Annotated in this window: 18 protein-coding genes; 1 reads left to right on the plus strand and 17 read right to left on the minus strand. The window is 60.2% G+C overall.

Going from position 1 to position 13019, the window contains the following annotated elements; all coding sequences use genetic code 11:
• Positions 1-51: 51 nt before the first annotated feature.
• Complete coding sequence (locus tag BN1936_RS01660; RefSeq protein ID WP_022443925.1) at positions 52-1170, minus strand: S1C family serine protease; 1119 nt, start codon at positions 1168-1170, stop codon at positions 52-54.
• 11 nt (positions 1171-1181) lie between these two features.
• On the opposite strand from BN1936_RS01660, the gene BN1936_RS01665 reads away from it, so the two are divergent.
• Complete coding sequence (locus tag BN1936_RS01665; protein WP_022443924.1) at positions 1182-1931, plus strand: Nif3-like dinuclear metal center hexameric protein; 750 nt, start codon at positions 1182-1184, stop codon at positions 1929-1931.
• Positions 1932-2007: 76 nt separating this feature from the next.
• On the opposite strand, the gene tatC is transcribed toward BN1936_RS01665, so the two are convergent.
• The 16 genes from tatC to BN1936_RS01745 form a co-directional block, all read right to left on the minus strand.
• A complete protein-coding gene (gene tatC, locus BN1936_RS01670; protein ID WP_022443923.1) occupies positions 2008-2883 on the minus strand; it encodes a twin-arginine translocase subunit TatC in 876 nt (291 codons plus the stop codon).
• A 12-nt stretch (positions 2884-2895) separates the two neighbouring features.
• The gene (gene tatB / locus BN1936_RS11155) at positions 2896-3555 is read right to left on the minus strand and encodes a Sec-independent protein translocase protein TatB (RefSeq protein ID WP_022443922.1); all 660 of its coding nucleotides are present in this window, start codon (positions 3553-3555) and stop codon (positions 2896-2898) included.
• 85 nt (positions 3556-3640) lie between these two features.
• Positions 3641-3889, minus strand: a complete 249-nt coding sequence (tatA, locus tag BN1936_RS01680; RefSeq protein ID WP_022443921.1) for a Sec-independent protein translocase subunit TatA — start codon at positions 3887-3889, stop codon at positions 3641-3643.
• Positions 3890-3894: 5 nt separating this feature from the next.
• Positions 3895-4242 (minus strand): histidine triad nucleotide-binding protein, encoded by a 348-nt coding sequence (locus BN1936_RS01685; RefSeq protein ID WP_022443920.1) that lies wholly within the window; start codon positions 4240-4242, stop codon positions 3895-3897.
• 23 nt (positions 4243-4265) lie between these two features.
• The gene (locus BN1936_RS11630) at positions 4266-4628 is read right to left on the minus strand and encodes a phosphoribosyl-ATP diphosphatase (protein ID WP_022443919.1); all 363 of its coding nucleotides are present in this window, start codon (positions 4626-4628) and stop codon (positions 4266-4268) included.
• A 15-nt stretch (positions 4629-4643) separates the two neighbouring features.
• On the minus strand, positions 4644-5039 hold the full coding sequence (gene hisI, locus BN1936_RS11635; RefSeq protein ID WP_022443918.1) for a phosphoribosyl-AMP cyclohydrolase: 396 nt from the start codon (positions 5037-5039) through the stop codon (positions 4644-4646).
• Complete coding sequence (hisF, locus tag BN1936_RS01700) at positions 5036-5815, minus strand: imidazole glycerol phosphate synthase subunit HisF (RefSeq protein ID WP_049686518.1); 780 nt, start codon at positions 5813-5815, stop codon at positions 5036-5038. The genes hisI and hisF overlap by 4 nt, the downstream gene beginning before the upstream one ends.
• A 34-nt stretch (positions 5816-5849) precedes the next feature.
• A complete protein-coding gene (gene hisA, locus BN1936_RS01705) occupies positions 5850-6617 on the minus strand; it encodes a 1-(5-phosphoribosyl)-5-[(5-phosphoribosylamino)methylideneamino]imidazole-4-carboxamide isomerase (RefSeq protein ID WP_022443915.1) in 768 nt (255 codons plus the stop codon).
• Positions 6618-6667: 50 nt separating this feature from the next.
• Positions 6668-7309: an imidazole glycerol phosphate synthase subunit HisH gene (gene hisH, locus BN1936_RS01710; protein ID WP_022443914.1), complete on the minus strand. Its 642-nt coding sequence runs from the start codon at positions 7307-7309 to the stop codon at positions 6668-6670.
• On the minus strand, positions 7306-7902 hold the full coding sequence (gene hisB, locus BN1936_RS01715; RefSeq protein ID WP_022443913.1) for an imidazoleglycerol-phosphate dehydratase HisB: 597 nt from the start codon (positions 7900-7902) through the stop codon (positions 7306-7308). The genes hisH and hisB overlap by 4 nt, the downstream gene beginning before the upstream one ends.
• 39 nt (positions 7903-7941) lie before the next feature.
• Positions 7942-9243 carry a histidinol dehydrogenase gene (gene hisD / locus BN1936_RS01720; RefSeq protein ID WP_049686519.1) on the minus strand — a complete coding sequence of 434 codons (1302 nt, stop codon included), beginning with the start codon at positions 9241-9243 and terminating at the stop codon, positions 7942-7944.
• Entirely contained in the window at positions 9230-9874 is a 645-nt protein-coding gene (hisG, locus tag BN1936_RS01725) for an ATP phosphoribosyltransferase (RefSeq protein WP_022443911.1), read from the minus strand. Before hisG ends, hisD begins: the two co-directional genes overlap by 14 nt.
• The gene (murA, locus tag BN1936_RS01730) at positions 9871-11124 is read right to left on the minus strand and encodes a UDP-N-acetylglucosamine 1-carboxyvinyltransferase (protein WP_049686520.1); all 1254 of its coding nucleotides are present in this window, start codon (positions 11122-11124) and stop codon (positions 9871-9873) included. The genes hisG and murA overlap by 4 nt, the downstream gene beginning before the upstream one ends.
• A gap of 100 nt (positions 11125-11224) precedes the next feature.
• On the minus strand, positions 11225-11512 hold the full coding sequence (locus BN1936_RS01735) for an STAS domain-containing protein (RefSeq protein ID WP_022443908.1): 288 nt from the start codon (positions 11510-11512) through the stop codon (positions 11225-11227).
• A gap of 9 nt (positions 11513-11521) precedes the next feature.
• Positions 11522-12160 carry an MlaC/ttg2D family ABC transporter substrate-binding protein gene (locus BN1936_RS01740; RefSeq protein ID WP_022443907.1) on the minus strand — a complete coding sequence of 213 codons (639 nt, stop codon included), beginning with the start codon at positions 12158-12160 and terminating at the stop codon, positions 11522-11524.
• 30 nt (positions 12161-12190) lie between these two features.
• On the minus strand, positions 12191-13018 hold the full coding sequence (locus BN1936_RS01745) for an MlaA family lipoprotein (protein WP_082164447.1): 828 nt from the start codon (positions 13016-13018) through the stop codon (positions 12191-12193).
• Position 13019 lies beyond the last annotated feature (1 nt).

Consider the following 13019-nt stretch of genomic DNA (forward strand, 5'->3'; position numbering starts at 1 on the left):
GATTCCGGATAAAACAGTTCGCCCCGCATGAAATTCATGCGGGGCGTTCTTTTACTGCCGGTCAGCGGCGGGAGCCTGCTGGAGCGGCGGTCTCACCTGGAGCGTCACCTTGGTTTTCCACCGGCGGCCGTCACGGGTGAAATTGACATCCACCGTGGTGCCAGGAGGAATCGCGGCCACCTGACGCATCATGGCGGCAACGTCAGAGACCGGCTGCCCATTGATGCTCGTGAGAATATCGCCTTCGCGGATCCCGGAGGCCCAGGCCGCGGCGTCTTTCTTCACCACCGAAACGAGGACCCCTTTTCCGGCCTCGATATGCTTCGCGGCAGCGATCTCGGGCGTGATCGCCTGAGGCACAAGTCCAAGGTAGCCGCGCCGCACCTTGCCGTTCTTCATCAGCGCGGGGAGCACCTCGTTCACGAGAGCGGACGGAATCGCGAACCCAATGCCGACCGAGGCGCCCGAATTGGTGTCAGGCGAAAAGATCGCGGTATTGATGCCGACCAGCTGCCCCGCGGTGTTGACGAGTGCGCCGCCTGAATTTCCACGGTTAATGGCGGCGTCTGTCTGAATGAAATCCTCAAAGCTGTTCAGTCCAAGACCGTGACGGCCAAGCGCGGACACAATACCCATCGTGACCGTCTGTCCGACATTAAAGGGGTTCCCGATCGCGAGCACGACATCGCCCACGTGAAGCACGTCGCTGCTCCCGAATTCAATCGCCGGAAAATCGTTTCCATCGATCTTAAGAAGAGCGAGGTCTGTTTCCGGATCCGTGCCGACGAGCTTTGCTGAACAGTCACGTCCGTCAGGAAGCGCCGCCTTGATATCCGAAATACCGTCAATCACGTGGTTATTCGTGAGAATGAAACCCGTGCGGCTCACGATCACACCGGATCCGAGGGGCGACGTACCGGAGTGGCCGGAAGGAGTCTGGCCGAGTTCCCGGTCTTCATCATCCACGGGCTGCGTCGTATAGATATTGACGACAGACGGCGCCGCGCGCTGCACCGCGTCTGAGTAGGACACCACAACGCTGTCTGTCCGGGGCGGCTGCCATGGCGCGTGATCTTCATGCGTGAAATGCTCGAGCAGCACCCATACGAGCGCCGCGGCAGCGCAGACTGTCACTGCTTGGGCGAAAATAAGCCAGAGCCTTTTAAACATAAGGAAAATCCATGCGGAACCGAACGCTCGTAGAAAAACTGAATACGCTGCTCGAACCGGAGCGCTTCCATGATTATGCGCCAAATGGACTGCAGGTCGAGGGAAAGGGTGAAATTTCTCACGTTGTGACTGGCGTTACCGCGAGCCTCGCGCTGCTTGAGGCCGCGGCGGATCTCCACGCCGACGCTGTGCTTGTGCATCACGGCTGGTTCTGGAAACGGGATACACCCTGCATTACCGGAATCCGCTATAAGCGGATTCAGACCGCGCTCAGCGCCGGTCTGAATCTCATTGCCTACCACCTGCCGCTCGATGCTCATCCGGTGCTCGGCAACAACGCTCAGATCGCGAAGCGTCTCGGCATCATCCCCGAAGGCCAGTGGGGCGAAATGGATCTCGGCTGGACGGGGACGCTGTCCGCTGGCAGCCTCACCGCGAAGGAGTTTGCCCGCCTCTGCGAAAAGACCTTCAGGAGGACACCGCTTCTTGTCGGTCCCGAGGATAAGGTGGTCCGCCGCATCTGCTGGTGCTCAGGCGCCGCTCAGGGGTTCTTCGAGGAAGCCGTGGATCAGGGCGCGGATCTCTACCTCTCAGGCGAAATCTCCGAGCCCACCGTTCACATCGCGGAGGAAACCGGAGTTCCCTATCTCTCGTGCGGTCACCACGCGACAGAGCGCTTCGGCATTCAGGCGCTCGGCGCCTGGGTAGAGGAGAACTGCGGGCTGCAGGTAACGCATATCGATATCGATAACCCCGTCTGACGCAGAGGGGGAGACATCGGGAATAAAAAATGGGAGCCCGAAGGGGCTCCCATTTTTTCTGACTGCATCAGCGGTCTCAGGATCCGGAAGAACCAGCGTTCTGTTCCGCCGCCTTCTTCTCAGCCTCTTCCCGCTCACGCTTCTCAAGCTCAGCGATTTCTTCCTGCTCAGCTTCCATGAAGGGTTTCGGGTTCTTCTTCCCGAAAAGCTGCACGAGCCAGATGCCGGCCTGATACAGGATCACGAGCGGCAGAGCGAGCAGCGTCTGCGAGAGCACATCCGGCGGCGTGAAGATAGCCGCGATCACGAACGCGCCCACGATGATGTAGGGACGGGCCTTCTTCAGCGCCTCAAGCGACGCGATACCCACGTGGTTCAGCACCATGACGACGATTGGCACTTCGAATGTGAGGCCGAAGGCGAAGAACATCGTGATCACAAAGCTGAAGTACGAATCGATATCCGGCGCGAAGTTGACGGACTCAGGCGAGAACTGCGCGATGAACCGGAAGACAAACCGGAACACGACGAAGTAGCAGTACATCACGCCGACGAAGAACATCGCGACCGAGGACACGAGCACCGGCAGCACGAGTTTCTTCTCCTGCCGGTAAAGCGCGGGCGCCACATAGGCCCAGGCCTGATAGAGCACCACAGGGAGCGCGATCAGGAATGAGACAAAGAGCGTCACCTTCAGCGGCACGAGGAACGGCGCCACGACGCCGGTTGACAGCAGCTTCGTTCCCGCCGGAAGCGCCACCATCAGCGGATGGGAAAGCGCGTCGAACAGCTGCTTCATGAAGGGGGAGAGGACGAGGAACACGATCACGATCGCAAGGATCGCTTTCACCATTCTGTTCCTCAGTTCGATCAGGTGCTCGACCAGAGGCTTTTCGTTCCTCGGATCATCCGGCGCCTCGATCGGCAAATTTTTATCAGAATTCTCGCTCATGGGGGAACCTGGCTAGCGGTAAATGCGGGGACGGTTGACGCGGGCCCGGGGTGCGTACTTCCGGTTGTTGCCGACGAACTGGTGGCGTTCAAGCTGCAGACGCTGCTGCATCTTCTCCACCTCTTCGGCGAGTTCATCAACCGAAGGACCGGCGATATACCGCTTGTCGAAAATCTTGGTGTTGGAGCTGGAGCCCGAGTCGTCCCAGGCAAAGTCGCTGCTGTCGAACTCGGTGCCGCTGTACTGCTCGGCTCCCGCGCCGGTGCTTTCACCAACCGCGGTGGTCGGTGTGCCGGCAGACGGCGTGTCGTTGAACGAATCAATCCCCGTGGCTACCTTCGGTTTATCAGCCTCGTAGGCCTTCTCGGCGTCATTCAGATTCTTCTGAGCTTCGCCCGCCACGGAATTGACATCCTTCTCAATTCCGAGCGCGGCCGAGCGGACCGACTCATTCAGATCCTCAGCGATATGCTGGGCATCGTCCTTGATTTTCTTCAGTTCGGCAAGCTCCGACTCGCGGTTGATATCGTCCTTCATCTGCTGGACGAACCGCTGGGCCTTTCCGATCCACTGACCGGCCGTCTTGGCGACGACAGGGAGCCTTTCCGGACCGAGTACCACCAGTCCGACAATGCCACAGACTACGAGTTCACTGAAACCGAAATCAAACATAAATGCCTAACCAGTCGCTGGCAAAAGTGGAATAACCCCCGGTCCAGTGTGGGCCGGGGGAGCATGTCTGAGAGACTCAGAAGAATCAGGCCTGCTTCTTTTCTTCAGGAGCCTTTTCTTCCTTAGCGGCAGCGGGCTTCGCGGCGTCGGAAGCGACAGCAGCCTTGGCGTCAGCAGCCGGCTTCTTGTCGTCGGTGGCATCGCTCATGCCTTCCTTGAAACCCTTGATGGCGCCGCCGAGATCCTTGCCCATGTTCTTGAGCTTGCCGGTACCGAAAACGAGGACAACGATGGCGAGAACAATCAGCCAGTGCCAAATAGAGAGAGAACCCATGATTATTAGCTCCTACGCTTCCAAGGCTGAGGTCCACCCAGCACATGAATATGCAAATGAGGTACTTCCTGACCGCCGTCGCGGCCTGTGTTGATTACGATGCGAAAACCATTGCCGCAACCCTGCTCGAGAGCAAGCTTCTTGGCAAGAACTAGCATTTTACCCAAAAGTTGACCGTCTTCGGGAGAAACTTCAGCGAGAGACGTAATGTGGCGCTTGGGAATGATAAGGAAATGCACAGGCGCGGCAGGATTAATGTCGTGGAAGGCAAAAACTTCCTCATCCTCATAGATCTTCTTGCTGGGGATTTCCCCGCGGGAGATCTTGCAAAACAGGCAGTCATCATTCTGCATAAAACATCCTCCAAGGTTGGATTTTAGTCTTTCGGGGCCTGGGTCTTGCGGTTCGCCTTCTCGACGAGACCGGAAACGCCCTCACGCCGCGCGAGTTCCCGCACGACATCCTCAGGGCGCAGCCCGTAGCAGGAAAGCACCACCATCGAGTGGAACCAGAGGTCAGCCACCTCGTAGACGAGATGCTCTTTCGCCTTCTTGCCGTCCGCGACGTCCTTCGCCGCCATGACGACTTCAGTCGCCTCCTCCCCCACCTTCTTCAGCATGCCGTCGGGAGCCTTCGAGAAGAGCTGCGCGACGTAGCTCTTCGCCGGGTCTGCCCCGTGGCGCGAATCAATGGTATCGGCAATCTCTTCGAGAATGCCTGTGCAGTTTTTTTCTTCCATACGATTCTCTTCTTTTCAGTGATGACCGTACATCGCGTTCGGATCGCGGAGGACCGGAGCGTTTTCCTTCCAGACGCCGTTTTCATCAAGCGTCCGGTAGAAGCAGCTCTGATGCCCGGTGTGGCACGCGGCGCCGCCAAGCTGCCGGACTTCGTAAATCACGGAATCTCCGTCGCAGTCAAGCTGCACCGAGAGCAGCTCCTGAACGTTGCCGCTCTCCTCGCCCTTCCGCCAGAGGCGGTTCCGGGAACGTGAGAAATACACCCCGCGGCGGGTCTTCACCGCTTCGAGCAGCGCCTCGCGGTCTGCCCAGGCGAGCATCAGCACGCGCCCGCTCTCCGAATCCTGTGCCACCACGGGCACGAGCCCGCGGCTGTCAAACTTTACTTCTTCAATCCAGGCGTCCGTCATGCCGCAGCCTCCGCGCCGAGCCTCATGCAGATTCCCTGAGCCGCCATGAAGCGCTTCGCCTCTTCAATCGTGTACTCACCGAAGTGGAAAATCGACGCGGCAAGCACCGCGTCCGCGTGCCCCTTCAGCACAGCGTCCGCGAGATGCTGCAGGTTCCCGGCGCCGCCCGAGGCGATCACCGGAATATTCACGGCGTCGCTCACCGCGCGCGTGAGTTCCAGATCGAAACCTTCCTTCGTTCCGTCCGCGTTCATGCTGGTAAGAAGAATCTCACCGGCACCGAGCCGCTCCACCTCTTTTGCCCACTCGACCGCGTCACGCCCCGTGGGTTTCCGGCCGCCGTGCGTGAACACTTCCCAGCCTTCGCCCGACACGTTCTTTCTCGCGTCGATCGCGGCCACGATGCACTGGCTGCCGTAGAGCGCCGCTGAGTCTCCGATCAGATCAGGATTCAGCACGCCCGCCGTGTTGATGGACACCTTGTCGGCGCCCGAATTCAGCAGCCGGCGGATATCCGACACCTGACGCACGCCGCCGCCCACCGTGAGCGGAATGAACACCTGAGAGGCCACCGCTTCAATCACCGAAAGGATGATGTCGCGGTTATCGGAACTCGCCGTGATGTCGAGGAACGTCAGCTCATCCGCCCCTTCGCGGTCGTAGCGCCGGGCAATTTCCACCGGATCCCCGGCATCCCGGAGATCAACGAAATTCGTGCCCTTCACCACGCGTCCGGCAGTGACGTCAAGGCAGGGGATGATCCGCTTAGCTAGCATGAAAAACCTCTTATCAAAAGGATTGGCGCTTTTCTTAAAGCTCGTCGTCGTCCCGGATCGGGCCGCCGCCGGTGACGTACTCAAACGCCTCGCGGAAGTCGAGCGTGCCTTCGTAAAGCGCCTTGCCAAGGATGACGCCTGAGACGCCGTCAGACTCCACCTGCATGAGGGAAACGATGTCATCGATATTCTTCACGCCGCCCGAAGCGATTACCGGAATCGGTGTCGCCTGCGCGAGGCGGCTCGTCGCTTCGACATTCACGCCGCAGAGCATGCCGTCGCGGGAAATATCCGTGTAGAGGAACGCCGCCGGGTCATGCGCCGCGAACTTCTTCGCGATATCGAGCACGTCGATCCGGGAGGTCTTCTCCCAGCCGTCCGTCGCGATCTTGCCGTTCCGGGCGTCGAGCGACACGATGATCGCGCCGGGGAACGCGTCGCAGGCGTTCGCGAGGAACCCCGGCTGCTTGATCGCGGCCGTGCCGATCACCGCGTAGGCGAGACCCGCGTCCATGTAGGACTCAATCGTATCGAGATCGCGGAGTCCGCCTCCGAGGTCAATCTCCATCACGCCGCTGAAGTCACGGATGATGTCGGCGATCACACCGTGATTCACCGAGCGGCCGCGACGGGCACCGTCAAGATCCACCACGTGGAGACGGCGCGCACCGAGCTCTGCCCAGTGCCGGGCCATGTCCCGGGGGTCTTTGGAGTAGACCGTAATGTTCTTATCGAGATCCCCCTGGACCAGACGCACGCAGGCGCCGTCCTTGATGTCAATGGCAGGGATGAGATCAAGCATCTTGTGAACCTCTTGGAATCAGTCTTGATGAATGAGATTGAGTGTAGGAATCAGGGATTCCAGTGGATAAAGTTCGCATAGAGCTTCAGGCCGTCGGCCGCGCTCTTTTCCGGATGAAACTGCGTTGCGAAAATATTGTCCCGGGCAACTGCGCTGGTGTAGGGAAGCCCATAGCTCGTCATGCCGGCAACGATGCTCATGTCTTCAGGCGCCGCGAAGTAGCTGTGCACGAGGTAGAACCAGGCGCCGTTTTCGACACCGGCCCAGACCGGGTGCTTCTGCGTCTGATACACCCGGTTCCAGCCCATTTCGGGGACCTTCAGCCGGGAGCCGTCAGCAGTGCGCATGGCGCTTGCGGGGAACCGGATCACGCGGCCGCGGAAGAAACCGAAGCCCTTCGCGTCCCCTTCCTCGCTTTCCTCAAAAAGCATCTGCAGGCCAATACAGACCGCGAAAACGGGCTTATTCACGAGCGCGTCGCGCACCACGTCCGCGAGCCCCGAGCCGAGCAGATGGTGCATGCAGTCCGCCATGGCGCCCTGGCCCGGCAGCACAATGCGGTCAGCCGCCCGGACAGCCGCCGGGTCAGAAGAAACGACAACTGAGGCGTCGCTTCCCGCGACCGCCTCGAGCGCCTTGGAAACGGAGCGGAGATTCCCGCTGCCGTAGTCAACGACGACGACCTTCTTCATAACGTTCCTTTCGTAGACGGAATCACGCCCGACATGAGCGGATCAGGCTCAAGCGCCATGCGGAGCGCGCGTCCGAAGGCCTTGAAGATCGTCTCGGCCTGATGGTGGGCATTGATGCCGCGCAGGTTATCAACGTGAAGCGTGACCTGCGCGTGGTTCACGAAGCCCTGGAAGAATTCACGGATGAGCTGCGTATCGAGCTCTCCGATCATCGGAGCCGTGAACGGGGCTTCAAACACCAGCCCGGGCCGGCCCGAGAGATCAATCACGACGCGTGACAGCGCCTCATCAAGCGGCACATAGGCAAAGCCGTAGCGGCGGATGCCGCGCTTGTCGCCGAGCGCCTTCAGAAGCGCCTCGCCAAGCGTAATGCCGATATCCTCGACCGTATGATGCCCGTCGACCTGCAGATCGCCCTTCGCGCTGATGGTGAGGTCCACCAGCCCGTGGCGGGCGATCTGATCGAGCATGTGATCAAGAAACCCGATTCCCGTATCAATCTCGGAGCGGCCTGTGCCGTCGAGATTGATGCGGACGTCAATCGCGGTCTCCTGCGTCTTGCGGCTCACTTCCGCGGTCCGTAGTGACTGCATAAGCGCCACCTCCTGGCGGTTATTTCAGACGTTCAGAAGTTACTTCTTCAGCCGATAATCGGCGCTGGTCGCGTGAGCGATCAGGTGTTCGCCGCGGGCAAGCACATCAGCGACCGGGGCAAGCGCCTGAGCGCCGGCTTCGGACACGTGGATGATGCTCGTGCGCTTCAGGAAGTCATAGACACCGAGCGGCGAGGAGAAGCGGGCCGTGCGGGAGGTCGGAAGCACGTGGTTCGGACCGGCGCAGTAGTCGCCGAGCGCCTCAACAGACCAGCGGCCCATGAAGATCGCGCCGGCGTGGCGAAGATGATCCACCCACTGCTCGGGGTTCTCGGTCGAGATCTCAAGATGCTCAGGCGAAATCGTATCGGCCACCTTGCAGGCCTCGAGCAGATCGCGCGTCACGATGATGGCGCCGCGGTTCGCGAGGCTCTTCTCGATGATCGCCTTGCGGGGCATCGTCGGAAGGAGCTTTTCGATCGACTTCTGGACTTCAGCAGCAAAGGCCGCGTCAGGCGTCAGCAGAATTGCCTGCGCAAGCTCATCATGCTCAGCCTGCGAGAAGAGGTCCATCGCGATCCAGTCAGCCGGCGTCTTGCCGTCGCAGATCACGAGAATTTCGGAGGGGCCGGCAATCATATCAATGCCGACGCGGCCGAAGACGTAGCGCTTCGCGGCTGCCACATAGGCGTTGCCCGGGCCGACGATCTTATCAACCGGATCCAGGGTCTTCGTGCCATAGGCGAGAGCTGCAACCGCCTGAGCGCCGCCGATCGTGAAGGCGCGGGAGACACCCGCAAGAGCCGCCGCCGCGAGCACGAGCTGGTTACGCTCGCCGCCCGGGGTCGGAAACACCATTTCGATCCGCGGAACACCCGCCACGTGGGCCGGCATCGCGTTCATCAGCACGGAGGACGGATAAGCGGCCTTGCCGCCCGGCACATAGAGACCGACCGAGTCAATCGCCGTGATGCGCTGGCCGAGCACGCTGCCATAGGAGTCCGTGATGGTCCAGCCCTTCTCAAGCTGGTGCTCGTGGAACTCGCGGATACGCTTCGCCGCGGTCTCAAGCGCCTGCTTCTGGTCCGCGGGCAGCGTTTCAAGAGCCTGCAGCATCTCTTCACGCGTGACGATGGCGTCTTCCATCGTCTTCAGATTCAGATGATCGAAGCGGTTCGTGTATTCAATCACGGCTTCATCACCGCGGGCCGCGACGTCCTGCACGATCGCTTCCGCACGGCGCGTGATTTCCGGGTCAACCGAAGCGTCCCGGGCCACGAGCTTCTCAAACTGAGGCTCAAAATCCTGATCAAGGGTGGATAACTGTTTAATCATTTTTATTGCTTGCCTTTCTGATGTTCTCGATAATCGGGCTCAGCTCAACACGCTTAAGCCCCATTGAAATCTGATTGACAATCAGGCGCGAGCTGATCGGGGCGATCTGCCGCACTTCTCTCATATTATTCGCTTTCAGGGTGGCGCCTGTAGCCACGATGTCAACAATCGCGTCGGCCAGTCCCGCGATCGGCGCGAGCTCCATCGATCCATAGAGCTTGATCAGATCGACATGCACGCCCTGCTGCGCGAAATAATCTCTTGCCCACTTCATGAACTTCGTGGCAATGCGGATGCGTCCGCCGCGTCTCACGAGTCCGTCGTAGTCGAGGCCGTTCGGCGCCGCGACGCTCATCCGGCACTTTGCGATCTGCAGATCCACCGGAATAAAAAGGCCGTTGCCGCCGTGCTCATACAGCGTATCCCAGCCGCAGACACCGATGTCAGCGGCCCCGTACTGCACGTAGGTCGGAACATCGGTCGCGCGGATCACGACAATGCGAAGATCATCGCGGTTCGTCGCAATCATGAGCTTGCGGCTCTTTTCGGGATCCTCAACCGGGTAAATTCCAGCCGCGGCGAGGAAGGGAAGCGTTTCCTGATAAATCCGCCCTTTGGCGAGGGCCATGGTGATCATTCTGAGAATCTCCGGATATCCGCGCCGAGAGCCTGAAGCTTCAGCTCCATGCGGTCGTAGCCGCGGTCAAGGTGATAAATACGGTCGACAATTGATTCGCCTTCAGCGGCAAGCGCGGCGATCACAAGCGACGCTGAGGCCCGGAGGTCAGTCGCCATGAGGCGTGCACCCTGCAGCTGCTCCACGCCGCGCACCACCGCGGTGTGCCCTTCCACCTGGATATCGGCACCCAGTCTCTGGAGCTCAGGCACATGCATGAAGCGGTTTTCAAAGATCGTCTCGGTAATCTGAGCCGTGCCGTCCGCCACGCAGTCAAGCGCCATGATCTGGGCCTGCATGTCGGTGGGGAATCCAGGATGCGGCTCAGTGCGGATCGACACCGATTTCGGACGGCCGTTCATCGTCACGTGGATCCAGTCCGGGCCCGTTTCGATCTCGGCCCCCGCCTCGCGGATCTTGTCGATCACAACGGAAAGCGTGTCAGGAGCGACATTGGTGAGCGTCACATCACCCTTCGTCGCGGCAGCTGCCGCCATGAAGGTGCCCGCCTCAATACGGTCCGGAATCACCGAGTGCTCGGCGCCGTGAAGCGAGTCGCAGCCATCAATCACAATGGTCGACGTGCCGTCGCCCTCAATCTTCGCCCCCATCGCGCGCAGGCAGTTCGCGAGATCCACCACTTCAGGCTCACGCGCGGCGTTTTCAATCACCGTGCGGCCTTCAGCGAGGACTGCCGCCATCATGATGTTTTCGGTTCCGGTGACCGTCACCATATCGGTCACGATCTTCGTTCCCTGCAGCCGGCCGCTCTTCAGATCCACGAACCCGTGATCAATCTGCACATCCGCTCCCATCTTGAGAAGCGCCTGAATGTGCTGATCGACCGGACGGGCACCGATCGTGCAGCCGCCGGGGAGCGACACCCGGGCGGCACCGAACCGCGTAGCGAGCGGGCAGAGCACGAGGATCGACGCCCGCATGGTCTTCACGAGCTCATAAGGGGCGACGGTGCTCGTCACGTTCGCGGCACACAGCCGGACGGTTTCCCCTTCCTGATGGCAGGTAACGCCCATGCCTTCAAGCAGGCTCAGCATCGTCTTCACGTCCGCGAGATGCGGCACGTTATGCAGCACCAGCTCGTCCGCTGTAAGCAGGCTTGCGGCCAAGATGGGAAGTACTGCGTTTTTGGCTCCGGAGATCCTGACAGATCCGGAGAGGCGATTGCCGCCGATAATCCTGAGCTTTTCCATAGAAAAAAATTTGACCAGCTGAAAAATAAAAAACGGAAACCGCCCTTATAGCTTGGGGCAGTTTCCGTAAATCATAACCCGGGACGGACCTTGGCCGGGATCAAGCGGGATCCCGTGTGCTGCCGGGAGCGTCCGATCCCAGAATATCCGTGACACCGTACAGCAGACAGAGATCGCGGAGGCCGGAGGGAATATTGCGGATCTCAAAGGCGACATGGCCTTTTTCGCAGAGCCGTTTCCATCGCAGCAGCGCTGCGACGGCAGAGGAATCCGCGTGGGAAATCCCCGCAAAATCAAAGACCCCGTCACCTTCCGACACGGCCTTCGCTCCGAGGTTCATGACCTCGGGCGCATTACTCATCGTGATCTCAGAGCCTGGAATCTTCATTTCCGCCTCTTACTTCTTCGCCTTCTGATTGAGGGACGAAGTCTTGTCGTTCATGGAACGGATCAGAGCGGGGATGCCGCCGTTCGCAAGAACGCTCGCGAACTGGGAGTGATAGTTCTGCACCATCCAGACGCCGCCGACATTCACGTCAATGATCTTCCAGGTGTTGCCTTCGCGCTGCATGCGGTACTCGACCGAAACCGGCTTATCGGATTTCGAGACCATGCGGGTCTGAATGATCGGCGTGGAGGAGGCAGCGGCGCGGCTCGGCACGAGCTCAGCCTTGTAGTCCTTCACGGAGCTGAAAGCGCCCGAGTACACGCGCGTAAGCAGGCTGCGGAATCCATCCTGCAGCTGCTGACGCTGGGACGCGGTGGCCTGACGCCACTGGGGCCCGACAGCCGTGCGGGTCATCTTCGCGAAGTCGACAACCGGCATGATGCGGTTATTCACGAAGGTGTGAACCCGAGTCGGATCAGCCTTCACGAGCGCCGGATCCTTGCGGATGTCATTCAGCGTGTCGTTCATCAGCTCAACGATCCAGGCGGACGGATCCTTGTCAGTCGCGGACGCGGCAAACGCAGCGGGCGACAGCACAGCGGCAGCGCCGAGCGCGGCGCCGGCAATAAAACTACGACGGGTCAGCATTTTTAATTCTTTTCCTTATACAAAAATCAGTCAGTTCTGCTTTGCCGCGGGAGCGGGAGCGGGGGCCGCTGCGGCAGGAGCAGGTTCGGCAGCCGCCGCCTGAGGTTTCGCGGAAGCCGCGGGTTCATCAGGCGCCGGGCTGTCACCCGGATCCTCGAGGAACGTATTATCAGGCGGGACGCCGTCGTTCACGAGCGTCGCGCGGTACTGGAGGTAACCGTTCCGCATCTGGGCGTACGGGTCAATCGCGGAGTCAATCGCCTCATCGAGATCGAGGAGCCTTGTCCTCGTGTCGAGCATATCGACGCCCCAGATCGTCCAGCCGATCCAGTCCGGATCGATCCAGCTCTGGATCGACGTTACATAGTTGCCTCCGAGACCCACCGTATCGCGGACCGTGGAGGGGCCGAGGAGCGGCAGCACGAGGTACGGGCCGTTCCCGACCCCCCAGGTGCCGAGCGTCTGGCCGAAGTCCTCATAGTGAGGCGTGAGGTCTCCCATGCTCGCGACATCAAAGCAGCCGAAGACGCCGAACGTCGAATTCACAATAAAGCGCATGAAGGACACGAAGGCGCCATTCCCCTTCCCCTGAAGCACGTTATTCACGGCGTTCCGGGGTTCGGTGAGATTATCCATCATGTTGCTCACACAGGTGCGCACGGGCTTCGGTGTCACCGCCTTGTAGCCCTTCGCCACCGGGCGGAACACATAGTGGTCCACCGTGGTGTTGAAGGCGTACGTCTGACGGTTCATCGTTTCCCACGGGTCCGCTTTGTTTTCACCCGAATTCGGCGGAACGCTTGCGCATCCCGCGAGCATCGCCGCGGCAAGCGATGCAATCAGTGCTGTTCTCTTCATC

This window comes from Dakarella massiliensis (assembly GCF_001182045.1).
Classification (GTDB): Bacteria; Pseudomonadota; Gammaproteobacteria; order Burkholderiales; family Burkholderiaceae_F; genus Mesosutterella; species Mesosutterella massiliensis.

Coding starts and splice junctions, on each gene's coding strand:
- BN1936_RS01660 (WP_022443925.1), bottom strand. CDS start 1,170: ATGTTTAAAAGGCTCTGGCTTATTTTCGCCCAAGCAGTGACAGTCTGC.
- BN1936_RS01665 (WP_022443924.1), top strand. CDS start 1,182: ATGCGGAACCGAACGCTCGTAGAAAAACTGAATACGCTGCTCGAACCG.
- tatC (WP_022443923.1), bottom strand. CDS start 2,883: ATGAGCGAGAATTCTGATAAAAATTTGCCGATCGAGGCGCCGGATGAT.
- tatB (WP_022443922.1), bottom strand. CDS start 3,555: ATGTTTGATTTCGGTTTCAGTGAACTCGTAGTCTGTGGCATTGTCGGA.
- tatA (WP_022443921.1), bottom strand. CDS start 3,889: ATGGGTTCTCTCTCTATTTGGCACTGGCTGATTGTTCTCGCCATCGTT.
- BN1936_RS01685 (WP_022443920.1), bottom strand. CDS start 4,242: ATGCAGAATGATGACTGCCTGTTTTGCAAGATCTCCCGCGGGGAAATC.
- BN1936_RS11630 (WP_022443919.1), bottom strand. CDS start 4,628: ATGGAAGAAAAAAACTGCACAGGCATTCTCGAAGAGATTGCCGATACC.
- hisI (WP_022443918.1), bottom strand. CDS start 5,039: ATGACGGACGCCTGGATTGAAGAAGTAAAGTTTGACAGCCGCGGGCTC.
- hisF (WP_049686518.1), bottom strand. CDS start 5,815: ATGCTAGCTAAGCGGATCATCCCCTGCCTTGACGTCACTGCCGGACGC.
- hisA (WP_022443915.1), bottom strand. CDS start 6,617: ATGCTTGATCTCATCCCTGCCATTGACATCAAGGACGGCGCCTGCGTG.
- hisH (WP_022443914.1), bottom strand. CDS start 7,309: ATGAAGAAGGTCGTCGTCGTTGACTACGGCAGCGGGAATCTCCGCTCC.
- hisB (WP_022443913.1), bottom strand. CDS start 7,902: ATGCAGTCACTACGGACCGCGGAAGTGAGCCGCAAGACGCAGGAGACC.
- hisG (WP_022443911.1), bottom strand. CDS start 9,874: ATGATCACCATGGCCCTCGCCAAAGGGCGGATTTATCAGGAAACGCTT.
- murA (WP_049686520.1), bottom strand. CDS start 11,124: ATGGAAAAGCTCAGGATTATCGGCGGCAATCGCCTCTCCGGATCTGTC.
- BN1936_RS01735 (WP_022443908.1), bottom strand. CDS start 11,512: ATGAAGATTCCAGGCTCTGAGATCACGATGAGTAATGCGCCCGAGGTC.
- BN1936_RS01740 (WP_022443907.1), bottom strand. CDS start 12,160: ATGCTGACCCGTCGTAGTTTTATTGCCGGCGCCGCGCTCGGCGCTGCC.
- BN1936_RS01745 (WP_082164447.1), bottom strand. CDS start 13,018: ATGAAGAGAACAGCACTGATTGCATCGCTTGCCGCGGCGATGCTCGCG.